Below are 25,656 nucleotides of genomic sequence, written 5' to 3' on the forward strand. Positions count from 1 at the left end.
AAGGCCAGGAAGACGGGGAGTCAGGCCGTGACCGGCTCGGGGCTGTCGTCGAGATCGTCCTCGAACGGCTTCATCACCGAGAGCGGCTTGGTCGACAGCGAGATCGGCTTGCGGCTCGAGGTCGCGCTGGCCGGACCCGCCCGACCGCCGCGGGACTGCGCATACAGCGCCGATCCGACCCGGCCGCCGAACTGCGACAGGTCCTGCTCGCTGCAGGTGGATGCAATCGCAAGCGCCAGCGGGTGAAGATGCGTGCGCCTGTAACAGAACAGCGCCAGCATGGCCCTCACATCGGCGGAGACGCTCTCGACCAGCGCGGGCAGCCCGTTGGCGTCGGCACGGTAGAGCTCGCCGAGAAGCTCGTCGCCGACCGGGCACGAATCGCTGTCGAACGCATCGCGACTTTGAAGCATCTGTTTGATTGCCATGGCGCGACGATGCGGCGCGAATCGCTAACGTCCGGTTAACCAAACCGAACGGTCGTCCCACCCCCGGCTTGACACGGGGCTGCCGCCGTCGGCGCAGCTTCGCCGCGACGCACCGCGACCGGACTCAGCCGTTCGCGGCCATGAAGATCGAGAGCCCGAATCCGGTGAGGTGATGCAGCGCCTGGTCGACGCCGATCAGGGTCCAGAACCATCGGTGCTCGGTGTTCATGCCGAACCGCGACGAGCAGATGCCCTTGATGCGATCGATGGTGATGTGAATGGCGAAGTCGATCACGGCGACGAACCAGAATCTCGGCGCGACGATCAGGATCAGAACCATGGCGACGGCGAGATGGATCAGGCAGTGCACCAACAGCGGCAGCGCCCAGCCCTTCCGTTGGTCCTTGCCATAGGCCATCCAGGCGTTCTGCAGAACGAAGTCGCCAATGATGTGCTTGAAGGTCAGCAGCAGCATCCAGCCGACCAGCGCACCAACCGGAACCTGCGACGACAAAGAAGGAAAAGACAAAGCTGACGCTCTCGCTACGACTAACCCTTGGAACCAACCCTGGGAACCAACCCTTGGACGCACGGGGAACTGGAGGCGTTCAGCGCAATCTGATGAGAATACCCGGCCAATTCGACGCGTATGCGACGCTTATGACATCTCCGGTAGCGAATTGCACGCGAAAGGGAACCTCAAATCGCGCCCTGCCGCCCTTCCCGGCAATTCCGCGGGGGGTAAGGTTACCCGCCACCGTGCATCTGCGAACCGGCCGCAGTCGCGGCGTTTCATTCAGCGGCGTCGGTCTTCGGTGCTGACAGCGCCCTCGCCCGGATCTGCGCGATGGCCCGCTTCAGCGCGCCCTGTCCCGGCTCTGCCAGCGCAACGGCGCGCGCCTCGGCGATGGCGGAGGCGAGATCCGAGATCGGCAGCACGCCATCGAAGGTGGGCTTGGCCAGGCCATCGATGATGGCATGCCAATCGGCGAGACCCTGCCGGTAGCCGTCGCCCTGCCCCTGGATCATGGTCGCCGTGCCGATCACGGCGGACGCCGCCGCAGGCTGCTTGTCCAGCGCGCGCGCGATCATGTGCAGCCACCGTTCGGCCCAGGCGCGCTCCTCGCCATAGCGCACCGACTGCAGCCGCCAGCGCCGCAGGCCGGCCATCAGCTTGAGACGGCGAATGGCGAGCGGCGATCGAACCGAGAAGCGGACCTTGACCCGGCGCCGGCCCAGCCAGCCGACCTGCTCGAAGGCTGCCAGCAACGATTCCGCCACGGCCTGCGGCAGCGCACCGATCAGTTCGTCGAGGCGAAACCGCCGCACGTCATCGCTCTCGCGTCCCCCCGGGCGCTGCCCCATGTCGAGGCTGATCAATCTGAGCTGGGCGATCCGGATCGGATCCTCGTAGGCCATGCGGGCGGCCAGCAGCTGCGCGATCTGAGACAGCATGCCGGCATCGACGTTCGATCTGCGCACGAATCGCTTGATGCGATCGACGTAGAGCTGCGCATAGCTCGCGCCCTGATACTCCATCAGCAGATGGATGCCATCGCTCACCGTCGGCACGGCGGCGTCAGGCAGGCCCTGAGGCAGAAAAGGCGGCTCGCCATCGTCGTCGCCGATGACGTCGGCGAACAGATATCGCAGCGAGGACCGGACGCTTTCCACTGGGCTTCAGGCTCCCCGGATCACGCCGGCTTGGCGACGGGCGCCGGCGCGGTGGTCTGTTGCGCCAGCCGCCGCTCGAGCGTTTCGATGTTCTGGAACAGCCGGGCGCTGGCGAGGCGCAGGAAGTAGAAGGCGAAGGCGGGGTTCTGGACGTAGAGCTGCTCGACCTGGTCGTAGGACACCGACAGGATCAGCCCGCCCTCGACGCATTCCAGCGTCTGCGTGCGCGTATTGGACGGGGAGATCATGCCGAACTCGCCGACGATCGCGCCCACCGGCAGCTCGATGCCGGATTCGACCAGGCGGAAGCGGCCGCTGACGATGTAGTACATGCTGTCGGCCTTCTCGTCCTTGTAGAACAGCACCTCGCCGGGACCGCATTTGCGCTCGGTCATGAACGGCTTCAGCCATTCCATGGAGAGGTCGCTGTTGACCGACTGCTTCACGTCGCGGACCAGTTGCAGCATCTGGTGGAGCCGATAGCTGTTGAGCGGCAGCAGCACCCCGTGCAGGATCAGGACCGGATAGTTGTGCATCGGCACCGCGGTCGCGATCAGGACGATGTTGGTGAGGATGGCGAAAACCCGCAGCGGAATCATGGTCCGCATCGACAGCGTGGCGACCACGAAGATCGAGGCGAAGAGGCTGCCGGCGGCGCCCGCATGTTCGACCAGGTGTGAGGTATCCATTGGGATCAACCAGACTCTTGGGACGCAGGAGGGCGGACGCTCGGTTCCGGCCTCCTTTTGCCTAATTTAGCGTGTCCATGCCGACCTCTGATATACGGCGAACAGACGACGTTTGAACCGGTATTTGAGCCGACACTCAAAAATTCCCGCTCGAAGTAGGACGGCTTGGACCTGCCGGAGGCACCCGCGCAACCGACCGGCCCGCATCGTTGACGGGATTCCCCCGATCGGGGCACCTTGCCGCCGCCGCGATCTCCTGCGGCTCTGAGATCAGCGACCGACGCCCGCCAGCAATGACCAAACCGCAGCACCCTGCCCTGGCGGCATTCGTCACCGCGCTGGCCGGACGCAACATGACCAAAGCGGCCTTTGCGGCCGTGGCGCTCGGCATGAGCGCCATGGTGCTGTTGACGATGGACCCGGCCTACGAGGCCGGACGGCGCTGGATCATCGCCCTGCTGTGCGGATGCCTTGTCTTTTTCGTCGTCGAATGGGCGGTTCGGGTTCAGCAGGCGGCCCGGGCGCATCGCGTCGCCGCCTACCTCATGTCGGGCCGGGGACTGCTGGACACGATCTCCGCTCTCGCCGTGCCGACCGCGCTGGTCTCGGGCATGGAGGCACGCACGGCGTGGCTGCTGGCGGTCATCTGGGTGCTCAAGGTGATCCCCGGCGTGCCTGGCCTGCGCCGGCTCCGCCGGGTGCTGGTGTTGGAAGCGCGTCCGCTGCTGTCGGTGCTGGTGCTGTTCCTGGTGGTGCTGTTTGTCGGATCGGTCGCCGAATACGCGCTCGAACATGACGAGCAGCCGGCCACCTTCGGCAGCATCCCGTCCGCGCTGTGGTGGGCGGTCGTGACCCTCACCACCACGGGCTATGGCGACGTGGTGCCGGTCACGCCGCTCGGGCGGGTGGTCGCCGCCACGGTGATGATCTCCGGCCTCGGCGTGTTCGGCCTATGGACCGGCATCCTGGCGACCGGCTTCGCCGCGGAAACCCGGCGCGACAACTTTCTCAAGACCTGGGAATCAGTCAGCAAGGTACCGTTCTTCGCCAGCCTCGGGCCCTCCACCATTGCCGACGTCACGCAGATGCTGCGCACCATCGACCTGCCGCCGCGCGCCGCCGTGATCCGCAAGGGCGAGCCGGGCGACTGCATGTATTTCATCGCCTCCGGCGAGGTCGAGGTCGACCTTCCCGGCAAGAAGGTCCGGCTCGGCGAGGGCGCGTTCTTCGGCGAGATGGCCTTGCTCGGGAACAACCTGCGCTCGGCCGACATCAGCACGACAGGGCTGTCGAAGCTGCTGGTGCTCGACCTCGTCGATTTCCGCGTGCTGATGGCACGCCACCCCGATCTGGCGCAGAGCATCGCTGCCGAGGCGAGGCGCCGAACCATGGAGAACAGGACATGACGACCGGACGGACCACCCAGGCCGATGACGCGCCGAGCATGCCGCTCCTCACCATCGACGGCGCCCGCGCCACCATTCGGCTCAATCGTCCGCGCCATCTCAACCGGCTCCAGCCGGAGGACCTCGCCGAGCTGCTGGCGCTGTTCGACCGGGTCGAGGCCAACGCCGCCTTGCGCGTGCTGGTCTTGACCGGCACCGGGCGGGCGTTCAGCGCCGGCTTCGACCTTGGCGCCATCGGCGCAACGCCGGCGGATGAGGCCGAGGCTTCCAGCCCGGCATTCGAGGAGGTCGTCGACCGGCTGGAGGACCTCGCCCTGCCGACGATCTGCCGGCTCAACGGCGGGGTCTATGGCGGCTCGACCGATCTGGCGCTGGCCTGCGATTTCCGAATCGGAGTCGATACCAGCGAGATGTTCATGCCGGCGGCGCGGCTCGGGCTGCACTACTACCCGAATGGCATCAAGCGCTACGTGTCCCGCCTTGGTATCGACAATGCCAAGCGTCTGTTCCTGACGGCGGAGAAGATCGACGCGGCCGAGATGCTGCGCATCGGCTATCTCACCGGCGTGGCGACGGCCGATGCGCTCGACGCGGAGGTCGACCGGCTGGCGGCCATTCTGACCGGCAACGCCCCGCAGGCCATGCGCGGCATGAAGCGCGCCATCAACGAGTTTGCACGCGGAGCCCTCGACGATGCGGCGGCTCGCCGCAGGCATCGGGACAGCATGAGCGGAGCCGAGATCCGCGAAGGTATGAAATCGTTTGCAGAGAAGAAAACACCGAAATTCTGAGCGCAGCCATGCTCCGAACTGATAAAATTTTGCATGCAAATTGCTGTATCCAGCCGGTGTTCTGACACACGCTCAACGAACTATCGACGTAAAGCCCCAATTTGCGGTTGACAGCTTTTTGTCCGTGGCTAGCTTGAACCACGGGCGGAGACTTTCACATGCAAGTGATGGACGCGTATTGGGGACGACGAGCTCTGGAGTACGTCGATGCGATCGAAGCGTCGAAGACCAGCGCGAGCGTGCTCTCCCAGTTCGAGAAGATGATCAGCGACCTGGGCTTTCACGCCTACATCATGGCCGGCGTGCCGACCTCGGGCCAATCGCTGCAGCAAACCATTCTCGCCAACGGCTGGCCGCGGGAATGGTTCGACATGTATGCGCGCGAGCAGTTTCACCGCTGCGATCCTATTCCGCGGCACTGCATCTCGACATTGAATCCATTCGCGTGGTCGGAGGCTCCCTACGACCGCGAGGACGAGCCCGGCGCGCATGAGGTGATGATGCGCGCGAAGGACTTCCGATTGAACGAAGGCTTCTGCGTCCCCATCCACTACGACGATGCCGTGGGCGCCGTCAGCCTTGCAGGCGAAAATCCGAATCTCGCTCCGGACGCGCGGGGCGCGCTGCACCTGATCAGCATCTTCACCCACAGCCGGCTGCGCGCGCTGGCGCGCTCGGCCGCGAGCAACCAGGGCCGACGCCTGTCGCGGATCGAGGCCGAGGTGCTGGGCTGGGCGGCGCGCGGCAAGACCGCGTGGGAGACGGCGCGCATCCTCGGCGTCTCCGAACGCAACGTCCGGTGGCATCTGGAAGAAGCGCAGCGCAAGCTAGCAACCAAGAACAAGACGGCGACGGTTGCGACCGCTCTTGTCAACGGCGAGATCTCGATCTGATCTGTCGTTTCTCCCACTGGATCAATTCGAGCGCATCGGCAATCTGCAAACCCCAATTTGATTCAGACGACCGGGGGTTTCGATGCCTGAGATTCATGTCGTTCGAAAAGATAATCGCGCTCTGTACGAGAAATATTTCGATTCATATTACCGTCTGCGCCACGAGATCTACGTCAAGCAGCGCAAGTGGATGGCGCTCGATCGTCCGGACGGGCGCGAGATCGATCAGTTCGACACCGAGGATTCGGTCTATCTGTTCTGCATCGACAAGGGCCAGTTGATCGGCTCGATGCGCGCGGTGCCGACGCTGCTGCCGACGCTGATGAGCGACATCTTCCCGTATCTGAATCTGCGCGGCCCGATCCAGCGCCCCGACGTCTACGAGCTGTCGCGCATCTTCGTGATCCCGGAGCGCCGCGGCGAGCACGCCGGCCCGCGGGTCGACATGCTGCTGCTCACTGCAATCATGGAATACGGCATCTCGATCGGGCTGACCGGCTTTTCGATCGTGCTCGAAACCTGGTGGCTGCCGCGGTTCGAGAAGTGCGGCTGGAAAGCGCGGCCGCTCGGCGTACCTCACATGATGGACGGGATGTCGGTGATGGCCGTACTCGTCGACTGCGATGAAACGACTTGGAAGTCACTCTGCAAGCAGATCGGCCTGACGCGGCCAACCCTCACGTGGCGGGGGCTCGAAGACGTCAGCCGCCAGGCCCTGCCGGATATCTTTCTTCATCTTCCACCAGCCGCTCAGCCAGCGCAATGAGCTGTTCCCGGTGCCGCTTCAGCCTGAGCTTATGGAAAGCCTTCAAGAGGCGGTGACCAAGGAGCGTCGCCTCATCCACCTCGAGGGCATAAAGGTTGGACGGCGTGTTCATGGAATCCATCGCTGACACTTCAGGTTTCGAGCCGTGACTGAACCTTCAATCGAGAAGATCATCGAGCGTCTGCAATTTTGCATCGTTGACGCTCGGGCGATGCAACTCAAAATGTTAGAGAGAATTTTGTCAATATCATTGCTTGAAGCCCACGAGCTGAAGGAAAAGTGCGCGCCCAATTCGACAAACAGCAGCCATTAGCGCTCCTGCACCGACTCTCGCAACACGTCTGGTCCCCGTAGCAACGCGTCTCGGTTGGCGCATCACAGACACAAACTGTTGATTTCAGGGCGGCTTTCGATGTGAAGGTCGGACAGGAGAGCGCGCGCATCGTTGCCGAAACGCGCTTGCCGAACTCGGACGACACCTCGGCAAAATCATGGCGCCGCCGCCCGAGCTGCTCCTTGTTCAGCAAACTCGGTTTACAAAAATGGACTCGCGGGTCGTCTCGCCCCCTCCGGAGTCCCGGATAACGGAACTCCACCGGCAAACAATACGCGCGCGCGACCCACGGACGGGAAGTTATTTGTCGTGAAAGCGGACGGTCTCCGCGACCGTGGCGCGGCGGGTGCGGTAGGAGTTGGCCTTGTCACCGAGATCGGGATGCCCGAACGAGATGCCGCAGACCACCTTGCGGTCGCCGCCGAGCCCGAAGTGCTGCCGCACCACGTCGGAATGAAACGCGAGCGCCGCCTGCGGCACGGTGGCGATGCCGAGCGCCTGCGCCGCCAGCATGAAGCTCGTGACGTAGCCGCCGCAATCGATCGCGCCATAGGTGCCGAGCGCCTCGTCGCTGTGGATGATCGCCACATGCGGCGCGCCGAAGAAATTGTAGTTCTCCAGCGCCTGCCGGGCATAGCCCGCCTTGTCGCCGCGCGGGATGTCGAGCGCGTTGTAGAGCTGGAAACCGCTCTCGCGCCGCCGTTCGAGATAGACACCGGTGTATTCGCGCGGGAAAGGAAAGTCGCCTGACGCCGCCTTGCCGCTGGAGGCCGCCGCATACATCACCTTCCGGAACGCCTCGGTCGCCACACCGGAGGTGATCTCGACACGCCACGGCTGGCTGTTGCACCACGACGCGGTTTTCTGCGCCGCCTCCAGGATGCGCTCGATGGTGGCGCGCGGCACGGGCTCGGGCAGGAACCTGCGACAGGAGAAGCGCGCGGCCATCAGCTCTTCGAGAACGGTGATGGGAGTGGCCTGTGCGGCTGCGGCGTCAGCTTTCATTTATGGTTCTCACTACAACGGAGAAACGTCCCTTCATGATGAGGCGCGCAGCGCCGTCTCGAACCATGAGGCCCGGATATCGGCCTCATCCTTCAAGACGCTGCTGCGCAGCTCCTCAGCATGAGGGTTAGCTACGTCCCTTGGTCGGCACCTTGTTGAACGGCACGTCCTTGTCGACCCGGATGTCACCGGGCAGGCCGAGCACGCGCTCGGCGATGATGTTGCGCAGGATCTCGTCGGTGCCGCCGGCGATGCGCATCGAGGGCGAGGTCAGCAGCATCTGCTGAAACTGGCCCTGCGTCACCGCCTCGTCCGCGCCGGTCAGCACGCCGGCGCCGCCTTCGAGATCCATCGCGTAGGTCGCGATATCCTGCAGCATGACGCCGGCGACCAGCTTGCCGATGGAATTCTCAGGTCCCGGCCGCTCGCCCTTGGACAGCGCCGAGATGGCGCGATAGCTCGTGTATTTCAGCCCGCTCGCCTTGACCGCCCACGACGCCAGTTTCGAGCGCGTGGCGCGATCGTCGATGGCGAGCCCGTTGTCGGTCATCAGGTTCGCGCAGAACTCGAACATTTCGGGGAAGCCGGTCGCCAGCCGCGCGCCGATCGACATGCGCTCGTTCATCAAGGTCGTGAGCGACACGTTCCAGCCGTCGCCGACCGCGCCGAGCCGCTGGCTGTCGGGGATCACCACGTCGGTGAAATAGACCTCGTTGAACTCCTGCATTCCGTTGGCCTGCTTGATCGGACGGACCTCGACGCCCGGGCTCTTCATGTCCAGGAAGAACATGGTGAGACCCTTGTGCTTCGGCACGGTGGGATCAGTGCGCGTGATCAGCAGGCCGTAGTCCGAGTAATGCGCACCCGATGTCCAGATCTTCTGGCCGTTGATGATCCAGTCGTCGCCGCGCTTCTCGGCGCGGGTGCGCAGGCCCGCGACATCCGAGCCGCCGGCGGGCTCGGAGAACAGCTGGCACCAGATCTCCTCGCCCGAGGCGAGCTTGGGCAGATAGCGCCGCTTATGCTCCTCGCTGCCATAGGCCATCACGGTCGGGCCGCACATGCCCTCGCCGATCTGGAACGGCTGCGTCAGCTTGCCATAGACGCCCTCCTCCTGCTGCCAGATCACGCGCTCGATCGGCGTCGCACCGCGGCCGCCATACGCTTTCGGCCAGTGCAGGCAGGCCCAGCCGGCATCGGACTTCTTCTTCTGCCAGGCCTTGCCGACCTCGACGATATCGGCGTGCTTGAGCCTGATGCGCCCGAGCGAGGAACTCGCGAGTTCGCCCTCCAGCTCCTTCGGCGCGTTGGCCGCGATCCAGGCGCGCGCGGTGTCGCGAAAGGCGGCTTCTTCAGGGGTATCGTCGAAGTTCATGATCTAACCTCGCTTCGTATGCGTAGGGCGGGTTAGCCGAAGGCGTAACCCGCCGCTTTGATCAGCATTGCACGAGCCAAGGGCGGGTTACGCTGCGCTAACCCGCCCTACGACTCCGCTTGCTAGGCACGTCCCTTGGTCGGCACCTTGTTGAACGGCACGTCCTTGTCGACCCGGATGTCACCGGGCAGGCCGAGCACGCGCTCGGCGATGATGTTGCGCATGATCTCGTCGGTTCCGCCTTCGACACGGGTGCCGGGCGCGCGCAGCAGCATCGCCTGGAATTTGCCGGCAAGCTCCGCCTCGGGACCGCTGAGCACGCCGGCCGCCCCCTGCAGATCGAGCGCGTAGGCCGCGACGTCCTGGATCATCGGCCCCGCCACGAGCTTGCCGATCGAGTTCTCAGGACCCGGCCGCTCGCCCTTCGACAGCGCCGAGATGGTACGCATGCTGGTGTATTTCAGGCCGCTCGCCTTCACCGCCCAGCTCGCGAGCTTCGAGCGCACATTGCGGTCCTCGATCGCGGGACGATCGTCCAGCATCAGGCTGGAGCAGAAGTCGAACAGCTCCGGGAAGCCGGTGGCGACGCCGGCGCCGATCGACATGCGCTCGTTCATCAAGGTGGTGAGCGCGACGTTCCAGCCGTCATTGACCGCGCCGAGGCGCTGCGAGTCCGGAATCACGACGTCGGTGAAATAGACCTCGTTGAAATCCGAGTGCCCGCTCGCCTGCTTGATCGGCCGGACCTCGACACCAGGGCTCTTCATGTCCAGGAAGAACATCGTCAGGCCCTTGTGCTTCGGCACGGTCGGATCGGTGCGCGTCAGCAGAATGCCGTAGTCGGAATAATGCGCGCCTGAGGTCCAGATCTTCTGGCCGTTGATCACCCAATCGTCGCCGCGCTTTTCGGCGCGGGTACGCAGGCCGGCGACGTCGGAGCCGCCGGCCGGCTCGGAGAACAGCTGGCACCAGACCTTTTCGCCGGAGGCGAGCGGCGGCAGATACTGCCGTTTATGATCTTCCGAGGCGTAGGCCATCATGGTCGGCCCGCACATGCCGTGGCCGATGATGAACAGGCCGGAGAGCTTGCCGTAAGGCCCCTCCTCCTGCTGCCAGATCACGCGCTCGATCGGCGAGGCGCCGCGGCCGCCATACTCCTTCGGCCAGTGCAGACACGCCCAGCCGGCATCAGCCTTCTTCTTCTGCCACGCCTTGGCGACGTCGAGGATGTTGGCGTCCTTCAGCGCGACGCGGCCGAGCGAGGTCGCGCGCAGTTCGTCTTCATACTGCTTCGGCGCATTGGCGGCGATCCAGGCCCGCGCCTGGCTGCGAAACGCCGCCTCCTGCGGAGTGTCATCGAAGTTCATCGGCAAGCCTCTCATCTCGTAGGGTGGGCAAAGGCGCAACGCGCCGTGCCCACCGATTCAAACCCGCGCCACCGACGGTGGGCACGCTTCCGCCTTCGCCCTTTGGGCTTCGTCGGACAAGTCGCTTTGCCCACCCTACGGATTCCCTTCGTTCCTCAAGCCGCATTGCGCTTGCGCATGCGGTCGATCAACTGGTCCTCCCAATAGGACAGGCTGCCGAGGCCGAGCGCGAGCGCGTTGGCGCGGCGGTAGTACATGTGGCAGTCGAACTCCCAGGTGAAGCCCATGCCACCGTGCACCTGGATGTTGTTCTTGGCGCAGTGCTGGAACGCCTGCGTCGCACTGATGCGCGCCGAGGCCGCGGCTTCAGGCAGCTCCGGGGCGTTGGTCGAGAGCGCCCAGGCGCCGTAGTACGAGTTCGAGCGCGCCAGGGTCGCAGACACATACATGTCGGCCAGCATATGCTTGACCGCCTGGAACGAACCGATCGGACGGCCGAAGGCGATGCGATCGAGCGCGTAGTCGCGGCCCATCTCCAGCGCGCGGTCGGAGCCGCCGACCTGCTCGAACGCCGTCAACACCGCGGCGCGATCGAGCACCTGGGTGATGATGCTCCAGCCCTCGCCGGCGGCGCCAAGCGGCTCCGCCTTGCAGTTCTTGAAGGTGAGCTCGGCCTGGCCGCGCGTCGGATCGAGATTGGTCAGCGCCTTGGCTTCGACGCCGCCCGCCTTGGTGTCGACCAGGAACAGCGAGATGTCGCTGTCGCGGCCGGTCGAGCCGGTACGCGCGGCAACGATGACGAGATCGGCGATGGCGCCGTCGGCGACGGGCTTCTTGGTGCCGTTGAGCACGCCATTGGCAGCCTCGAGCTTGATCGCCTTCGGCGACGGATTGCCGGTGCCCTCGAACAGCGCCAAGGTGCCGATCGTCTCGCCGTTCGCGATCTTCGGCAGCCAGGCCTGCTTCTGCGCATCGCTGCCGGCCAGCATCAGCGCCTCCGCGGCAAGATACACGGTCGATGAGAACGGCACCGGCGCCAGCGCGCGGCCGACCTCCTCGGCGATCACGCACAGCTCGAGATGGCCGGCGCCCGCACCGCCATACTCCTCCGGAATGGCGACGCCGAGGAAGCCCATCTCGGCAAAGCCTTTCCACAACGCGCGGTCATACGGCTCCTTGCCGTCGAGCACCACGCGCACCGCCTTGGGCGGGCACTTCTCGGCGAGGAATTTCCGCGCCTGGTCCCGCAACTGCTTCTGGTCGTCGGAGAAATCGAAGTTCATGGCCTCACCTGCTTCCTGATCGTCATTCCGGGGCGATGCGCAGCATCGAACCCGGAATCTCGATCTGATTCATCTCTGGATTCCGGGCTCACTCGCTTCGCGAGTGCCCCGGAATGACGGTTCTAAAATTCCGTATCACAGCACGATCACGTCGCTGTCGGGCGTAGCCGCATAAAGCCGCTCGACCAGCGCGGCGCGGCGCTCGAGGCCGGCGCGCTGGTTGATGTAGCCTTTGTCGGTCAGCTCGTGCCCGTCGATCGACGGCGGCTCGACCATCAGCATCGCGCGACCGATTCGCCGGCTGCTCGCGCCTTCGCAGTCCTTGTTGTGCGCCTGAAGGCCGCGGCGGACGCAGTCGATGACCCCGGGATGCTTCACCACATCCTCGAACGTCGCATTGGGATCGCCGACCAACTGGCGGCAGGCGTGCAGGTTCGGCCACGCCAGCAGACCAACATATTCGCGGTCCTGCCCGGTCACCAGCGCATCGTGGATCGCCGGCGTCGCGGCTGCGATCGCATCGGTGCGGAGCGAGCCGACATGCACGAAGGTGCCGGTGGTCAGCTTGAAGTCCTCGACGACGCGGCCGGCGAAGATGACGCCCTGCACGGGGTCGTTCGGGTCGACGAACACGCCGGCGTCGCCGATGCAGTAGAACCCTTCCTCGTCGAACGCCTTCTTCGTCAGCTCGGGCTGGCCGAAATAGCCGGGCATCACATTGAGCCCGCGCAGCCGCAGCTCGTATTTGTCGCCGACAGGGACCATCTTCAGCTCGACGCCGGGGAACGGCAGGCCGATCAGGCCGACGCGCTCGGTGTTCCAATAGGTGCCCGTCGAGGTCGGCGCGGTCTCGGTCGAGCCCCAGCCGGTGTAGAACACGATGCGCTCGCCGGTGGTCTTGACCGCCAGCGCCTGCATGCGCTCGTAGAGATCGTCCGGCAGCCGCGCGCCGCCATAGGCCATGATGCCCAGATCCTTGAAGAACGAGCGGCACAGCGCGTCGTCCTTTTCCATCGCCGCGGCGAGCGCCGCGTAGCCGGCGGGCACATTGGCGTAATAGGTCGGCGACACCTCGCGCAGATTCTTGATCGTCTCCTCGAACATGCCGGGCATCGGCCGGCCGTCGTCGATGTACAGCGTACCGCCTTCGATCAGGAGCGGATTGAACAGCGCGTTGCCGCCCATGGTGTGATTCCACGGCATCCAGTCGAGCACCGTGGAGATCGGCGCCTCCGGTCCACGCGGCCGTGTCTGCATCATCATCGCCGCATTGGCGCACATCATGCGCTGGGTGTTGATGACCGCCTTGGGCATGCCGGTCGAGCCGGAGGTAAACAGCAGCTTGCCGACCGTGTCCGGCGTGATCTGCGCAATCGACGCGTCGACCGCGACGGTGACCGGCGTCGCGGCGAGATCAGCGAAGCTGATGCTCGCAACGCCCTCGCACGGACGCGCGACATGAACGACGGTGACGCCGTCGAGATCGAGCGCCTTCAGCGCCTTCTCGAAGGTCGGGCCGTCCTGCACCATGACCACGCCCGGCTTCACCAGCCCGAACAGGTATTTCAGCTTGAGATGATCGTGACTCATCAACGAGTAGGCCGGAGACACTGGCGCCGCCGGCGACCGTGCCTGCATGGCCGCGAACGTCATCAGCGCATGCTCGATCGAATTGCCGGAGAGGATCGCGACGGGACGGCCGTCCAGCCTCAAATTGAGCAGGCCCTGCGTCAGCCCATCGACCGTGCGTTTGGCCTCGGCATAGGACAGCTTGCGCCATTGCCGCTCGGCCCCGCTGCGTTGCGCGAGCCAGGTCCGCGTCGGCGCCTCCTTGGCCCAGCGGGCGAGCGGCGCCGCCAGATGCGGCTCATAGGCCTGCAGCGGAATGCGCGACTTGATGATGATCGTGCCGTCAGTGCGGCGCTCGACGTCGATGTCGCGCGCCAGCCAGTTGACCTCGCGGAATGCCGGCTTCTCCAACACCTTCGCTGCCGTCCCGTCCATTTTGCGTCTCCCGAAATATCGTCCTTTGCGGATCTTGATATCTAGCGGTTGGTATAGACCGGCTTTCGCTTCTCGAGGAAGGCTGTAATGCCTTCCTTGAAATCCTCCGAGCGGCTGCACAGCACCTGGTTGCGATCTTCCATCGCGATGACGGCTTCGATCGACGACGCATCGACGCTCATGTTGAGGCATTCCTTCGACAGTCGAAGTCCGACCGGCGAGGCCGTCATCATCGCGTCGACGAACGGCGCGGCCGCGTTCTCGAGCATATCGTCCTCGACGATCTCCGACACCAGCCCCACCATCAGCGCGCGCTCGGCGCCGATGAAGCGGCCGGTGAGAATCAGCTCCGATGCGACGGAGACGCCGACGAGGCGCGGCAGGAAGTAGCTGGTGCCGATGTCGCAGCCCCCCAGGCCGAGCTTGATGAAGGCACAGTTCATCCGCGCCGAGCGGCTGGCGATGCGGATATCGGCGGCGAGCGCCAGCGCGAAGCCGCCGCCGGCGGCCGCGCCCTGTACCAGCGCGATGATCGGCTGCGGGCAGCGCCGCATCAGCATCACGATGTCGGCGATGCGCCGCTGCGAGTCCAGGGATTCGGTCACGTTCGGCGGCTCGTTGACGCCGCCGCGCCGCTGCATCGCAGCCTTGAGATCGAGCCCTGCGCAAAAATTCTTGCCCGCCCCCTTGAGCACGACGACGCGCGTGGTGCGATTGCGCTGCAGGCTTTCAAAGTAGGTATTGAGCGCATCGATCAACGCGGGATCGAGCGCGTTCAGGCTCTCCGGACGATTGAGCGTCACCCGGTCAACACCATTGTCGTGTTCGATCAGCAGCGGTTGGGACATGGCGCGCGCTCCTGCCTCAGTGTCATCCCGGCGAACGCCGGGATCCATAGCCACCGGCCTGATTGGTTAGAGCGCGGCGTCTGCCAGAGTGCCTCTCACAGACGCCGCGGAGTATGGGTCCCGGCTCAAGGCCGGGACGACAGCGGAGAATGCCGCCTAGCGCGGGGCCATGCGGATGGCGCCGTCGAGGCGGATGGTCTCGCCGTTCAGCATCGGGTTCTCGACGATGTGGACGGCGAGGTTGCCGTACTCGGAGGCGTCGCCGAGCCGGGCCGGATGCGGCACCTGGGCGCCCAGGCTCTTGCGCGCTTCTTCGTTCAGGCCCATCAGCAGCGGTGTCAGGAACAGGCCGGGCGCGATGGTGTTGACGCGGATCTTCTGGCTGGCGAGATCGCGCGCGGCAGGCAGGGTCAGGCCGACGACACCACCCTTCGACGCCGAATAGGCGATCTGGCCGATCTGGCCTTCATAGGCCGCGACGCTCGCAGTGTTGATGGCGACGCCGCGCTCCTCGCCGATCGGCTCGGCGGTGACGAGGCGCTCGGCGAACAAGCGCAGCACGTTGAAGGTGCCGATCAGGTTGACGCTGATGATGCGCGCGAACTTGGCGAGCGGATAGACGCCGTCCTTGCCAACGATGCGCTGCGAGCCGCCGATGCCGGCGCAGTTGACCAGCACGCGCGCGATGCCGTGGGCGGCTTCGGCCTTGGCGATGCCGGCCTTGACCTGCTCCTCGTCGGTGACGTCGGCATGAATGGCGACGCCGTTGAGCTCGGCCGCCACCTTCTCCGCGTTCTCCTTGCTCTGGTCGAGCACGGCGATCTTCGCGCCCTTGGCGGCCATGGCGCGCGCCGTGGCGGCGCCGAGGCCCGAGCCACCGCCGGTGATCAGAACGGCAACGTTGTTGAGTTGCATGGTGCGTTTCCTCCGTTTGTTTGTTGTTGGCGAATGGCGAGTAGGGAGTAGCGAACAGGGAAGGTAGGGCATCCCCCTATTCGCTACTCCCTACTCGCCATTCGCGCGTTTCAATATGCCGCCGCAGATCAGCGCCTCCATATGGGCGATGTACTGGCGGCAGACGTCATCGGTGACGGGGCCGACGCCGATCGCGCGCGACATGGCGTGGCGGCCGAAGAACAAATGATCGCAGGCGCCGATCAGGCTGGTGTAGAACAGCACCGGGTCGACGGCGCGGAAGTCGCCCTCGGCGACGCCCTGCTCGATCAGCCTGTGATGGAAATCGAGCAGCGGGGCCACGAAGAACTTCGACACCTCGTCGGCCGCTTCGGCGCTGCTCTCGTGCAGCAGATAATGGATCAGCCGGTTCATGTAGGGAAACCGGTGATAGGCGCGGATGATGCCGCTGATGTGCAGCTTCAGCTTGGCCGTCGGCGGCAGCGGCTGCGCCAGCAGATATTCGAGATTGGCGACCTCGGTCGCGGCGTCGCGCGCGAGCAGCGCCAGCAGCAGGCCGTCCTTGTTGCCGAAATGGTATTTGACCAGCGCAGCGTTTGCCCCGGACTTCTGCGCGATGTCGCTCAGCGAGATCTCGATCGAGGACCTCGCGATCATCAGCTCGCTGGCGGCGTCCAGCAGCTTCTCTGCTGTCGCATTCCGCCCCGCGGGAAGTTTCTCCGGCACACTGTTCTGAAGCTGGGGTCCCAAGACATGTCTCGCGCTTGATCGAGGCAGATAAGCCGAAGCCGGAGTTGATCTCAAGAGTTAATTGATCGATTGACTAAGGCTCAATCGCGCATTTAAATCGCAGCCAATCACGAACACCAAGTCTAGGGAGGACACGTCATGGCGGAAGCCTACATCGTCGCGGCTGCACGCACGGCCGGCGGCCGCAAGGGAGGCCGCCTGGCCGGCTGGCATCCGGCCGACCTCGCTGCGAAGGTGCTGGACGCGCTGGTCGAGCGCTCCGGCGCCGCGCCGGACCAGGTCGAGGACGTGATCATGGGCTGCGTGATGCAGACCGGCGAGCAGTCGAACAACATCGCGCGCAATGCGGTGATGGCCTCGAAGCTGCCGGAGAGCGTGCCTGGCACTTCGATCGACCGGCAGTGCGGCTCGTCGCAGCAGGCGCTGCATTTCGCCGCGCAGGCAGTGATGTCGGGCGCGATGGATGTCGTGATCGCCGCCGGCGTGGAGTCGATGACCCGGGTGCCGATGGGTCTCTCCTCCACGCTTCCGGCGAAGAACGGCTTCGGACACTACAAGAGCCCTGGCATCGAGAGCCGCTATCCGAACATCCAGTTCAGCCAGTTCACCGGCGCGGAAATGATGGCGGAGAAGTACGGTCTCTCCAAGGATGAGCTCGACGAATACGCCTATAACAGCCATCAGCGCGCGATTGCCGCCACGCAGGCAGGCCACTTCAAGGACGAGATCATCCCGCTCGAGATCGTCAGGGCCGACGGCTCGACCGACACCCATCACATCGACGAAGGCATCCGCTTCGATGTCACCCTCGACGGCATCAAGGGCGTCAAGCTGATCGCCGAGAACGGCAAGCTCAGCGCGGCGACCGCGAGCCAGATCTGCGACGGCGCCTCGGGCGTGATGGTCGTCAACGAGCGCGGCCTGAAGTCGCTCGGCGTCAAGCCAATCGCCCGTGTCCACCACATGACGATGATGGGCGGCGATCCCGTGATCATGCTGGAGGCGCCGCTGCCGGCCACGCAGCGCGCGCTGCAGAAGGCCGGCATGTCGATCGACGACATCGACCTCTACGAGGTCAACGAGGCATTCGCTTCCGTGCCGACCGCGTGGCTGAAGACCACTGGCGCCGATCCCAGCCGGCTCAACGTCAATGGCGGCGCGATCGCGCTCGGCCATCCGCTCGGCGGCTCCGGCACCAAGCTGATGACCACGCTGCTGCATGCGCTGAAGCAGCGCAACAAGCGCTACGGCCTGCAGACCATGTGCGAAGGCGGCGGCATGGCGAATGTGACGATCGTCGAGCGGCTGTAAGTCGCGCCCCAATAACGGTGTCGTCCCGGCGAACGCCGGGACCCATAGCCACCGAATTGAATTTCGGGCGAGCTGGAGCCACAGCTCGCTCTCACCACAGGCCCCTGTGGTTATGGGTCCCGGCTCAAGGCCGGGACGACACCATTTTCCTAATTTAGCGGTGAGCCCTCATGACCCACCCCTCCATTCACGCCAAGAACCATCCGGACAAGATCGCCTATCAGATGGCCGGCACCGGCAAGACCATCACCTATCGCGAGCTCGACGAGCTCTCGAACCAGGGCGCGCAGTTGTTCCGCGCGCTCGGCCTGAAGGCCGGCGATCACGTCGCCTTCCTGATGGAGAACCGGCTCGCCTTCATGGAGATCGCCTGGGCCGCGCAACGCTCCGGCCTCTACTACACCGCGATCAGCCGCTATCTCACCAAGGACGAGATCGCCTACATCATCAGGGATTGCGGCGCCAAGGTCTTCATCACCTCGCCGAAATGCGCCGAGCAGGTGCGCGATCTTGCGACGGCCAAGGACGGTCCGCTGTTCTTCATGGTCGACGAGCCCGAGCCGGACTTCCGCTCCTGGGACAAGGAAGCCGGCGCCCAGCCCAAGACGCCGATCCCCGACCAGGTCGCCGGTTACGACATGCTGTATTCGTCGGGCACGACCGGGCGTCCCAAGGGCATCAAGAAGGATTTCGAAGGCAATCCGATCGATCAGCCCAACCAGTTCCTGCGCGTGCTCTGCGCCGACATGTGCGGCATGAATGCCGAGAGCATCTACCTGTCGCCGGCGCCGCTCTATCATGCAGCTCCCCTGCGCTTCAACATGATGGTCTCGGTGCTCGGCGGCACCTCCATCATCATGGAGCATTTCGACGCCGAGGAGTTCCTGAGGCTCGTCGAGAAGTACAAGGTCACGCAGTCCCAGCTGGTGCCGACCATGTTCGTGCGCATGCTGAAGCTGCCGGAGGACGTCCGCAAGAGTTATGACGTCTCCACGCTCAAGGGCGCCATCCATGCCGCCGCGCCCTGCCCGGTCGACGTCAAGGCCAGGATGATCGAGTGGTGGGGCCCGATCCTCATCGAGTACTACGCCGGTTCGGAAGGCAACGGCGTCACCGTCTGCACCTCGAAGCAGTGGCTGGAGCATCGCGGCAGCGTCGGGCGTGCCGTGGTCGGCAAGATCAAGATCCTCGGCGAAGATGATCAGGAGATGCCGACCGGCGAGATCGGCACGGTGTATTTCGCCGACGCGCCGGTGTTCTCCTATCACAACGATCCGGAGAAGACGAAGCGCGCCTACAACGACAAGGGCTGGTCGACGCTCGGCGACGTCGGCTATCTCGATGCCGACGGATTTCTCTATCTGACCGACCGCAAGTCCTACATGATCATCTCCGGCGGCGTGAACATCTACCCGCAGGAGACCGAGGACGTCCTCATCACGCATCCCGACGTCGCCGATGTCGCCGTGTTCGGCGTGCCGAACGAGGAGATGGGCGAGGAGGTCAAGGCGGTGGTGCAGCCACACGACATGGCGCGCGCCGGCAAGGAGCTCGAGCAGCAATTGATGCTGTTCTGCCGCCAGCATCTGTCACCGATCAAATGCCCGCGCTCGATCGACTTCGAGCCGGAGCTGCCGCGCACACCGACCGGCAAGCTGGTCAAGCGGCACCTGCGCGAGCGCTATTGGCCGAAGAAGGGCGCGGCTTAGCCCCACCAACGGTGTCGTCCCGGCCTTGAGCCGGGACCCAAAGTCACCGTCTTGAGTTTTGCGAAGGCTGGAGCCGCCAGTCAGCCTCACCACATTGTCCTGTGGTTATGGATCCCGGCGTTCGCCGGGACGACGTGAGGAGAGTACACGCCGTGTCTCAGTCTCTTCCCCCGCTCCCTCTTCCCCCGCTCCCCCTTCCGCCCACCATCCGCTCGCGCTTCGTCGACGGCATCAACGGCCTGCGCATGCATGTGCTGGAAGCCGGGTTCGAGACGCCCGGCCGTCCCTGCGTGCTGCTGCTGCACGGCTTTCCCGAGCTCGCCTATAGCTGGCGCAAGGTGATGCCGGCGCTGGCGGCGGCCGGCTATCACGTGCTGGCGCCGGACCAGCGCGGCTATGGCCGCACCACCGGGTGGAGCGCCGACTATGACGGTGATCTCGCGCCGTTTCGATTCACCAATCTGGTCCGTGATGCGCTCGGCGTGGTCTATGCCTTCGGCCATCGCCATGTCGCTTCCGTCATCGGCCACGACTTCGGCAGCCCCGTCGCGGCGTGGTGCGCTGTGATCCGCCCCGATGTCTTCCGGTCGGTCGTGATGATGAGCGCACCGTTTCCCGGGCCACCCGCAGCGCCGTTCGACATCGCCAGCCAGCCCCTCGCGCCGCAATCGGATCCGGTGCATCGCGAACTGGCGGCGCTGCCGCGGCCGCGCAAGCACTATCAATGGTACTACGCGACGCGGCAGGCCAGTACGGACATGCATCGCGCGCCGCAGGGGCTACATGATTTCCTGCGCGCCTATTATCATCACAAGAGTGCGGACTGGGCAGGCAACGTCCCTTACCCCCTGCAGGCCTGGGACGCGACCGAGCTCGCCAAGCTGCCGACCTACTACGTAATGGACCTCGGCAAGACGATGGCCGAGACCGCCGCCGAGGAGATGCCTGACGCGGCGGCGATCGCGGCCAATCGCTGGCTGCCTGACAGCGAGCTCGCGGTCTATACCGCCGAATATGAACGGACCGGCTTCCAGGGCGCGCTGCAATGGTATCGCTGCGGCACGTCAGGCCTGTTCGAAGCGGAATTGCAGACGTGGTCGGATCGCACCATCGACGTTCCGTCTGCATTCATCTCCGGCCTGCAAGACTGGGGCATCTACCAACGGCCCGGCGTGTTCGAATCGATGCAATCCCGAGTGTGCACCAACATGATGCTGTGCGAGCTGATCGATCGCGCCGGTCATTGGGTGCAGCAGGAGCAACATGAACGAGTCCATGAGCTCCTGTTAACGTTCCTGAACAGATCGACAGCCTGATTTCGGACGCCGTTCCGACGTATTAGGCGAATCGAGGAACGAACATTCGGGGTTGACGTTTCCGCATCCGGGCAATGCGCATCAGGAGATGATTTATGGATAAGAAGATCGCAGGCTTGTTGGGCGCCGTCGCCGCTGTCGGCGCGCTCGGCACGGTGCAGGCGTCGGCGGCTCCGGCCCCGACCGATGTCCTGAAGGCCAATTCCTACGCCGACCTGCTCGAGCCGATCCCCGATGCCGCCAGGGTGCTGCAGGCGCTCGACGAGCAGGGACCGCCGGCGGCCGAGCCGAAGGTGCAGCTCGCGCAGTGGTACCATCACCACCATCATCATCACCATCACCACCATGGCTACTGGCGCGGCTATGGCTACGGCCCCGGCTATGGGTACGGCTACGGCCCCCGGGTCTATGTGGTGCCGCGCCGGTACTACCATCACCACCACCATCATCACCATCACCACTGGTATTACGATCGCTATTGATCGTTGAGAGGTGACAGCTCGGGGGGCGCCGACCGTGAGGTCGGCGCTCTTTCGTTTGAGGAAGACGGAAGGGTCAGGCCTTGCGCGCCTTGTCCTTTGCCGCGCGATGCAGATGGCGATAGGTGCCGTCGAACACGGTATCGGTGCTGGACACCCATTCGGTCTCCTTGGCGAGCACGGGCCGGCTGGCGTGGATGCGGCGTGACTGCAGCTCGCGCTCGGCTGCCTCGTCCGGGCTCATCGGCTCCACCGTGAAGTTCGCCTCCTCCGGAATCACGATCACCTGCGCGAAGGGCTCGCCCGGACGGAAGATATGCGTCCGCCCTTCCGCGGGCGCCTTGAAGACGCAGAAGAACAGCATCGGCCAGAAATTGCGCACCAATGCCGGCACCGCGATCGGGCAGGTATCGGTGCGATCGGTGTAGAAGCGCGGATGCGGCTCGGTCCGGATCGCAAAGCCCTTGGGCACCTTGAGATCGAGCAGGATCTGGTAGGTGTAGAAGGTATCGCCGAAATTGCGGAATGGCGGCCATTGCAGGCTCGGGCTCGGCGGCTCGCCCCAGTCGCCGGACAGCTCCAGCTTGCCGTCGCGCGTGGTGACCTGCAGCTCGAAGTCGTAGGGATAAAATAGCTCGATGCCATATTGCGCACCTTCCGAGAATGGTACGCAATGCCAGACCTGCTCATGCGAGCCATTCGCGCGCGGCTGGCGTTCGCCTGCCCAGCCGGGGATATCCATCCGGGTGCGGCGCGGCGCCAACCCTGGATCGTTGAGCCGGTATTTGACGCTGTCCATTGGAACTCCTTAGGTGGCTGAGCGGAACGCGAACGACGGACTATCCTCGCAGTTCCATGACTGGAGCTTGAATGCGGGGTCACGAAAGCGTTCGCGACCAACCGGCGGCCGGAGTTTGACCGCGGTGCGGCAAATCCATATAGACTTTAGAAACGTTCTAAACAGCCGAATGTTGAGAGCGAGAGATCCGGGGACCTTGGAATGAAGAACTTCGCCGACCTCACCGAGCGCGAGATCCTGGCAATCGCGATCTCGGCCGAAGAGGAAGACGGCCGCATCTATATGAGCTTCGCGGAGGATCTGGCGGAACGTTATCCGGATTCGGCCAAGCTGTTCGAGCAGATGGCCGAGGAGGAGAAGGGCCACCGCCACATGCTGCTCGAGCTCTATGAGGAGCGCTTCGGCAAGAACCTGCCGCCGATCCGGCGCGAGAACGTCAAGGGCTTCCTGCAGCGCCGGCCGATCTGGCTGACCAAGAACCTGTCGCTCGACGCCATCCGCCGCGAGGTCGGCACGATGGAGTTCGAGGCCGAGCGCTTCTACGCCAAGGCCGCCGAGCAGGCCAAGGATGTCGGCGTGCGCCGGCTGCTCGGCGATCTCGCCGAGGCCGAGAAGGGTCACGAGAAGGTCGCGGCGAAACTGACCGACAAGATTCTCAGTCCGGACGTCCGGCACAAGGAGGATGAGACGCGGCGGCGCGTGTTCGTGCTGCAATATGTCCAGCCCGGTCTCGCCGGCCTGATGGACGGCTCGGTGTCGACCCTGGCGCCGCTGTTCGCCGCCGCCTTCGCCACGCATCAGAACTTCCAGACCTTCCTGGTCGGCCTTGCCGCCTCGATCGGCGCCGGCATCAGCATGGGCTTTGCCGAGGCGCTGTCCGACGACGGCTCGCTGACCGGCCGCGGCTCGCCGTGGCTGCGCGGCGCCGTGTGCGGCGCGATGACGACGCTCGGCGGACTGGGGCACACGATGCCCTATCTCGTCCCGGACTCCTGGACCAACGCGTTCTGGATCGCGACCGCGATCGCGAGCCTCGTGGTGTTCTTCGAGCTGTGGGCGATCGCCTATATCCGCGCGCGCTACATGGACACGCCGTTCCTGCAGGCGGTGTTCCAGATCGTGCTCGGCGGCATCATCGTGCTCGGCGTCGGAATATTGATAGGAGCGGCCTAGCCAGCGTCCGCATTGTGCAACGTCGCACGACAAGCTGGTTGCCCCGGCCGATCAGAATGGAAGACTCGTCATGACACCACGCCTGCACTACGGCACCCCTGCGAAAATCCTGCATTGGCTGGTGGTGGCGCTGCTCGCCATCCAGTATCCGATCGGCTGGTTGATGCCGGACCTGCACGCCAACACGCCCCCCGGCGCGCCGATGACCCTGCACATTTCGTTCGGCCTCACCATCCTGGGGCTGATCGCCCTGCGCTTCGTCTGGCGGCTCACCCATCCAGTCGCGCCGGAGAGCTCGCTGCCGCCCTGGCAGCGGCTGAGCTCGGAGGTCGTGCACTGGATGCTCTATGTGATGGTGCTGGCGAGCACCGTCACCGGCTGGCTGTTCGCCTCGTTCCGCGGCTGGAGCGTGTCGTTCTTCTACCTGTTTCCGGTGCCGATGCTGGCGGCGCGCAACCCGGCCGGTAACCGCGCCATCGACGGGCTGCACCAGGCATCCGAATGGCTACTGCTGATCCTGATCGTCGCTCACGTCGCCGCCGCAATCGCGCACGTCTTCATCTATCGCGACCGCGTCATGCAGCGGATGCTGCCGGGCTAGAGGATAGTCCGCAATTTTGGTCAAGTGATCGCCATCCGCATCGGTTAGACTCCCGGCAAACATCGCACCGGGAGGATCGACATTGGCCGCACCGCAATGGACGTTCGCAACCGCCGTCGACACGGCGAAGGCATTGGCAGACCGTCAGATCTCGTCGGTGGAGCTGACCAAGCTCGCCATCGATCGCATCGAACGTCGTGACTCCGAGATCAACGCCGTCTGCGTGCGCGATTTCGAGCGCGCGCTCGCTGCCGCTGACGTCGCCGACGCGGCGCTGGCGCGCGGCGAACGGCGGCCTTTGCTCGGCCTTCCGCTCACGGTGAAGGAATCCTACAACGTCGCCGGCCTGCCGACGACCTGGGGTTTTCCGCAGCACAGGGATTTCATCGCGGCCGAGGATGCGCTGACGGTGACGCGCGTGAAGGATGCCGGCGGCATCGTGCTCGGCAAGACCAACGTGCCGCTCGGGCTCGGCGACTGGCAGAGCTACAACGACATCTACGGCATCACCAACAATCCCTACGATCTCGGCCGCACGCCAGGCGGTTCGTCAGGCGGATCGGCCGCGGCCCTGGCCGCCGGCTACGGCTCGCTGTCGCTCGGGTCCGATATCGGCGGCTCGCTGCGGGTCCCCGCGTTTCACTGCGGCGTCACCGCGCACAAGCCGAGCTACGGCCTGGTGGCCTCGCGCGGCCACACGCCGCCGCCATTTCAGCCGCTGCCCGGCGAGGCCGACCTCGCCGTCGTCGGCCCGATGGCCCGCTCGGCCGCCGATCTGTCGCTGCTGCTCGATGTGATCGCAGGCCCCGACCCGCTCGAGGCCGGCAAGGCGTATCGCCTCGACCTGCCGCCGGCGCGTCACGGTCGCCTGCAGGATTTCCGCGTGCTGGTGGTCGCGAGCGATCCGCTGCTGCCGACCGACAGCGCCGTGCGCGGCGCGATCGAGCGGCTGACGGCCGACCTGGCACGGGCCGGCGTCAACGTCGCGACAGAGAGCCCGCTGCTGCCGGACTTCGCCGCATCGAGCCGGCTCTACATGCGCCTGCTGCTCGGCTTCATCGGCGCCACCATGCCGGCGGAGGTCCACGCCGGCGCCAGCCAGGCGGCCGCGCAATTGCCGAAGGAGGCGGCGAGCCTCGCGGCCGAGCGACTGCGCGGCATCGCGCTCAGCCATCGCGACTGGGTTCAGGCCGGCGGGGCGCGGGCGCGGCTGCGCGCGCAATGGCGAACGCTGTTCGAGCAGTTCGACGCCGTGATCTGCCCGATCATGCCGACTCCGGCCTATCCGCACGATCATTCGCCCGACCAGGAGCAGCGCCGCATCAGCATCGACGGCGTCGAGCATTGCTACACCGATCAGCTCGCCTGGCCGGGCATCGCCACCTTGCCCGGGCTGCCGGCCACCGCGATCCCGCTTGGACTTGCCGACGGCCTTCCGGTCGGAGTGCAGATCGTCGGCCCGTTTCTCGAAGACCGCACGCCGCTCAAGCTCGCCGACCTGATCGAGCGCGAGTTCGGCGGCTTCGTGCCGCCGCCGCGGTTCGCGAGTTAGTTGGGGGTCGACTTCTTCAACGACACCTCACCAAATGCCGCCATCGGCCTCCATCGTCATGGCCGGGCTTGACCCGGCCATCCATCTCCCAGAGAGGCTGGATGCCCGGGTCAAGCCCACGGCTGTCCGGTTCAGCTTCCGCATATTGCGAGGCTCAACTGTTGTGGGTTTTTGGCAAGTTGGGGTGG

24 protein-coding genes are annotated in these 25,656 nt (G+C 65.1%); 11 read left to right on the plus strand and 13 right to left on the minus strand.

Features of this window, described 5'->3' with window-relative positions:
• Window positions 1–20: 20 nt before the first annotated feature.
• The 4 genes from ACQR2C_RS19540 to ACQR2C_RS19555 all read right to left on the minus strand — a co-directional run bounded on the left by ACQR2C_RS19540 (window position 21) and on the right by ACQR2C_RS19555 (window position 2,791).
• A complete protein-coding gene (locus tag ACQR2C_RS19540) occupies window positions 21–413 on the minus strand; it encodes a hypothetical protein (RefSeq protein WP_315805267.1) in 393 nt (130 codons plus the stop codon).
• Window positions 414–552: 139 nt separating this feature from the next.
• Window positions 553–903, minus strand: coding sequence for a DUF3307 domain-containing protein (locus tag ACQR2C_RS19545; RefSeq protein ID WP_315805268.1), 351 nt, complete (start codon window positions 901–903; stop codon window positions 553–555).
• Between the two features lie 317 nt (window positions 904–1,220).
• Window positions 1,221–2,102, minus strand: coding sequence for a DUF6537 domain-containing protein (locus ACQR2C_RS19550; RefSeq protein ID WP_315805184.1), 882 nt, complete (start codon window positions 2,100–2,102; stop codon window positions 1,221–1,223).
• 20 nt (window positions 2,103–2,122) lie between these two features.
• Complete coding sequence (locus tag ACQR2C_RS19555; protein ID WP_315713745.1) at window positions 2,123–2,791, minus strand: Crp/Fnr family transcriptional regulator; 669 nt, start codon at window positions 2,789–2,791, stop codon at window positions 2,123–2,125.
• Window positions 2,792–3,084: 293 nt separating this feature from the next.
• Here ACQR2C_RS19555 and ACQR2C_RS19560 point away from each other — a divergent pair, with 293 nt between their 5' ends.
• The 4 genes from ACQR2C_RS19560 (at window position 3,085) to ACQR2C_RS19575 (ending at window position 6,647) form a co-directional block, all read left to right on the plus strand.
• A complete protein-coding gene (locus tag ACQR2C_RS19560; RefSeq protein WP_434881877.1) occupies window positions 3,085–4,197 on the plus strand; it encodes an ion transporter in 1,113 nt (370 codons plus the stop codon).
• On the plus strand, window positions 4,194–4,988 hold the full coding sequence (locus ACQR2C_RS19565) for an enoyl-CoA hydratase/isomerase family protein (protein ID WP_434881878.1): 795 nt from the start codon (window positions 4,194–4,196) through the stop codon (window positions 4,986–4,988). Before ACQR2C_RS19560 ends, ACQR2C_RS19565 begins: the two co-directional genes overlap by 4 nt.
• A 158-nt stretch (window positions 4,989–5,146) precedes the next feature.
• Entirely contained in the window at window positions 5,147–5,881 is a 735-nt protein-coding gene (locus ACQR2C_RS19570) for a helix-turn-helix transcriptional regulator (protein WP_316182866.1), read from the plus strand.
• Window positions 5,882–5,963: 82 nt separating this feature from the next.
• Entirely contained in the window at window positions 5,964–6,647 is a 684-nt protein-coding gene (locus ACQR2C_RS19575) for an acyl-homoserine-lactone synthase (RefSeq protein ID WP_316216422.1), read from the plus strand.
• Between the two features lie 634 nt (window positions 6,648–7,281).
• Here ACQR2C_RS19575 and ACQR2C_RS19580 read toward each other — a convergent pair.
• The 8 genes from ACQR2C_RS19580 to ACQR2C_RS19615 all read right to left on the minus strand — a co-directional run bounded on the left by ACQR2C_RS19580 (window position 7,282) and on the right by ACQR2C_RS19615 (window position 16,528).
• Window positions 7,282–7,929, minus strand: coding sequence for a nitroreductase (locus ACQR2C_RS19580; RefSeq protein WP_434881890.1), 648 nt, complete (start codon window positions 7,927–7,929; stop codon window positions 7,282–7,284).
• A gap of 184 nt (window positions 7,930–8,113) precedes the next feature.
• Window positions 8,114–9,361, minus strand: coding sequence for an acyl-CoA dehydrogenase (locus ACQR2C_RS19585; RefSeq protein ID WP_434881879.1), 1,248 nt, complete (start codon window positions 9,359–9,361; stop codon window positions 8,114–8,116).
• A 122-nt stretch (window positions 9,362–9,483) separates the two neighbouring features.
• Window positions 9,484–10,728, minus strand: coding sequence for an acyl-CoA dehydrogenase (locus ACQR2C_RS19590; protein WP_434881880.1), 1,245 nt, complete (start codon window positions 10,726–10,728; stop codon window positions 9,484–9,486).
• Between the two features lie 155 nt (window positions 10,729–10,883).
• Entirely contained in the window at window positions 10,884–12,011 is a 1,128-nt protein-coding gene (locus ACQR2C_RS19595; protein ID WP_434863933.1) for an acyl-CoA dehydrogenase family protein, read from the minus strand.
• 135 nt (window positions 12,012–12,146) lie between these two features.
• Window positions 12,147–14,015 carry an AMP-binding protein gene (locus ACQR2C_RS19600; RefSeq protein ID WP_434881881.1) on the minus strand — a complete coding sequence of 623 codons (1,869 nt, stop codon included), beginning with the start codon at window positions 14,013–14,015 and terminating at the stop codon, window positions 12,147–12,149.
• Between the two features lie 41 nt (window positions 14,016–14,056).
• Window positions 14,057–14,863: an enoyl-CoA hydratase/isomerase family protein gene (locus ACQR2C_RS19605; RefSeq protein WP_434881882.1), complete on the minus strand. Its 807-nt coding sequence runs from the start codon at window positions 14,861–14,863 to the stop codon at window positions 14,057–14,059.
• A gap of 156 nt (window positions 14,864–15,019) precedes the next feature.
• The gene (locus ACQR2C_RS19610; RefSeq protein WP_434838543.1) at window positions 15,020–15,778 is read right to left on the minus strand and encodes an SDR family NAD(P)-dependent oxidoreductase; all 759 of its coding nucleotides are present in this window, start codon (window positions 15,776–15,778) and stop codon (window positions 15,020–15,022) included.
• A 90-nt stretch (window positions 15,779–15,868) separates the two neighbouring features.
• A complete protein-coding gene (locus ACQR2C_RS19615) occupies window positions 15,869–16,528 on the minus strand; it encodes a TetR family transcriptional regulator (RefSeq protein ID WP_315805195.1) in 660 nt (219 codons plus the stop codon).
• Between the two features lie 138 nt (window positions 16,529–16,666).
• Here ACQR2C_RS19615 and ACQR2C_RS19620 point away from each other — a divergent pair, with 138 nt between their 5' ends.
• The 4 genes from ACQR2C_RS19620 (at window position 16,667) to ACQR2C_RS19635 (ending at window position 21,346) form a co-directional block, all read left to right on the plus strand.
• Window positions 16,667–17,839 carry an acetyl-CoA C-acetyltransferase gene (locus tag ACQR2C_RS19620; RefSeq protein WP_315805196.1) on the plus strand — a complete coding sequence of 391 codons (1,173 nt, stop codon included), beginning with the start codon at window positions 16,667–16,669 and terminating at the stop codon, window positions 17,837–17,839.
• 170 nt (window positions 17,840–18,009) lie between these two features.
• The gene (locus ACQR2C_RS19625; RefSeq protein ID WP_434881883.1) at window positions 18,010–19,548 is read left to right on the plus strand and encodes an acyl-CoA synthetase; all 1,539 of its coding nucleotides are present in this window, start codon (window positions 18,010–18,012) and stop codon (window positions 19,546–19,548) included.
• 245 nt (window positions 19,549–19,793) lie between these two features.
• Window positions 19,794–20,864 carry an alpha/beta fold hydrolase gene (locus ACQR2C_RS19630; protein ID WP_315805270.1) on the plus strand — a complete coding sequence of 357 codons (1,071 nt, stop codon included), beginning with the start codon at window positions 19,794–19,796 and terminating at the stop codon, window positions 20,862–20,864.
• Window positions 20,865–20,959: 95 nt separating this feature from the next.
• Complete coding sequence (locus ACQR2C_RS19635) at window positions 20,960–21,346, plus strand: hypothetical protein (protein WP_316216414.1); 387 nt, start codon at window positions 20,960–20,962, stop codon at window positions 21,344–21,346.
• A gap of 73 nt (window positions 21,347–21,419) precedes the next feature.
• Here ACQR2C_RS19635 and ACQR2C_RS19640 read toward each other — a convergent pair whose 3' ends face one another.
• Window positions 21,420–22,142, minus strand: coding sequence for a hypothetical protein (locus tag ACQR2C_RS19640; protein ID WP_434873394.1), 723 nt, complete (start codon window positions 22,140–22,142; stop codon window positions 21,420–21,422).
• Between the two features lie 201 nt (window positions 22,143–22,343).
• Here ACQR2C_RS19640 and mbfA point away from each other — a divergent pair, with 201 nt between their 5' ends.
• The 3 genes from mbfA to ACQR2C_RS19655 all read left to right on the plus strand — a co-directional run bounded on the left by mbfA (window position 22,344) and on the right by ACQR2C_RS19655 (window position 25,468).
• The gene (mbfA, locus tag ACQR2C_RS19645; RefSeq protein ID WP_315805200.1) at window positions 22,344–23,315 is read left to right on the plus strand and encodes an iron exporter MbfA; all 972 of its coding nucleotides are present in this window, start codon (window positions 22,344–22,346) and stop codon (window positions 23,313–23,315) included.
• Between the two features lie 70 nt (window positions 23,316–23,385).
• Window positions 23,386–23,916 carry a cytochrome b gene (locus ACQR2C_RS19650; RefSeq protein WP_434881884.1) on the plus strand — a complete coding sequence of 177 codons (531 nt, stop codon included), beginning with the start codon at window positions 23,386–23,388 and terminating at the stop codon, window positions 23,914–23,916.
• Between the two features lie 82 nt (window positions 23,917–23,998).
• Window positions 23,999–25,468, plus strand: a complete 1,470-nt coding sequence (locus tag ACQR2C_RS19655; protein WP_434881885.1) for an amidase — start codon at window positions 23,999–24,001, stop codon at window positions 25,466–25,468.
• Window positions 25,469–25,656: the final 188 nt, after the last annotated feature.

The organism is Bradyrhizobium sp. HKCCYLRH3061 (genome assembly GCF_051168015.1).
Lineage (GTDB): Bacteria > Pseudomonadota > Alphaproteobacteria > Rhizobiales > Xanthobacteraceae > Bradyrhizobium.

What these genes read in the sequence shown, in the direction of transcription:
- ACQR2C_RS19630 (WP_315805270.1), top strand. Translation starts at nt 19,794, where the DNA reads ATGCATGTGCTGGAAGCCGGGTTCGAGACGCCCGGCCGTCCCTGCGTG.
- ACQR2C_RS19605 (WP_434881882.1), bottom strand. Translation starts at nt 14,863, where the DNA reads ATGTCCCAACCGCTGCTGATCGAACACGACAATGGTGTTGACCGGGTG.
- ACQR2C_RS19610 (WP_434838543.1), bottom strand. Translation starts at nt 15,778, where the DNA reads ATGCAACTCAACAACGTTGCCGTTCTGATCACCGGCGGTGGCTCGGGC.
- ACQR2C_RS19625 (WP_434881883.1), top strand. Translation starts at nt 18,010, where the DNA reads ATGACCCACCCCTCCATTCACGCCAAGAACCATCCGGACAAGATCGCC.
- ACQR2C_RS19650 (WP_434881884.1), top strand. Translation starts at nt 23,386, where the DNA reads ATGACACCACGCCTGCACTACGGCACCCCTGCGAAAATCCTGCATTGG.
- ACQR2C_RS19590 (WP_434881880.1), bottom strand. Translation starts at nt 10,728, where the DNA reads ATGAACTTCGATGACACTCCGCAGGAGGCGGCGTTTCGCAGCCAGGCG.
- ACQR2C_RS19565 (WP_434881878.1), top strand. Translation starts at nt 4,194, where the DNA reads ATGACGACCGGACGGACCACCCAGGCCGATGACGCGCCGAGCATGCCG.
- ACQR2C_RS19635 (WP_316216414.1), top strand. Translation starts at nt 20,960, where the DNA reads ATGGATAAGAAGATCGCAGGCTTGTTGGGCGCCGTCGCCGCTGTCGGC.
- ACQR2C_RS19580 (WP_434881890.1), bottom strand. Translation starts at nt 7,929, where the DNA reads ATGGCCGCGCGCTTCTCCTGTCGCAGGTTCCTGCCCGAGCCCGTGCCG.
- ACQR2C_RS19600 (WP_434881881.1), bottom strand. Translation starts at nt 14,015, where the DNA reads ATGGACGGGACGGCAGCGAAGGTGTTGGAGAAGCCGGCATTCCGCGAG.
- ACQR2C_RS19620 (WP_315805196.1), top strand. Translation starts at nt 16,667, where the DNA reads ATGGCGGAAGCCTACATCGTCGCGGCTGCACGCACGGCCGGCGGCCGC.
- ACQR2C_RS19545 (WP_315805268.1), bottom strand. Translation starts at nt 903, where the DNA reads ATGCTGCTGCTGACCTTCAAGCACATCATTGGCGACTTCGTTCTGCAG.
- mbfA (WP_315805200.1), top strand. Translation starts at nt 22,344, where the DNA reads ATGAAGAACTTCGCCGACCTCACCGAGCGCGAGATCCTGGCAATCGCG.
- ACQR2C_RS19555 (WP_315713745.1), bottom strand. Translation starts at nt 2,791, where the DNA reads ATGGATACCTCACACCTGGTCGAACATGCGGGCGCCGCCGGCAGCCTC.
- ACQR2C_RS19585 (WP_434881879.1), bottom strand. Translation starts at nt 9,361, where the DNA reads ATGAACTTCGACGATACCCCTGAAGAAGCCGCCTTTCGCGACACCGCG.
- ACQR2C_RS19640 (WP_434873394.1), bottom strand. Translation starts at nt 22,142, where the DNA reads ATGGACAGCGTCAAATACCGGCTCAACGATCCAGGGTTGGCGCCGCGC.
- ACQR2C_RS19540 (WP_315805267.1), bottom strand. Translation starts at nt 413, where the DNA reads ATGCTTCAAAGTCGCGATGCGTTCGACAGCGATTCGTGCCCGGTCGGC.
- ACQR2C_RS19595 (WP_434863933.1), bottom strand. Translation starts at nt 12,011, where the DNA reads ATGAACTTCGATTTCTCCGACGACCAGAAGCAGTTGCGGGACCAGGCG.
- ACQR2C_RS19575 (WP_316216422.1), top strand. Translation starts at nt 5,964, where the DNA reads ATGCCTGAGATTCATGTCGTTCGAAAAGATAATCGCGCTCTGTACGAG.
- ACQR2C_RS19570 (WP_316182866.1), top strand. Translation starts at nt 5,147, where the DNA reads ATGCAAGTGATGGACGCGTATTGGGGACGACGAGCTCTGGAGTACGTC.
- ACQR2C_RS19560 (WP_434881877.1), top strand. Translation starts at nt 3,085, where the DNA reads ATGACCAAACCGCAGCACCCTGCCCTGGCGGCATTCGTCACCGCGCTG.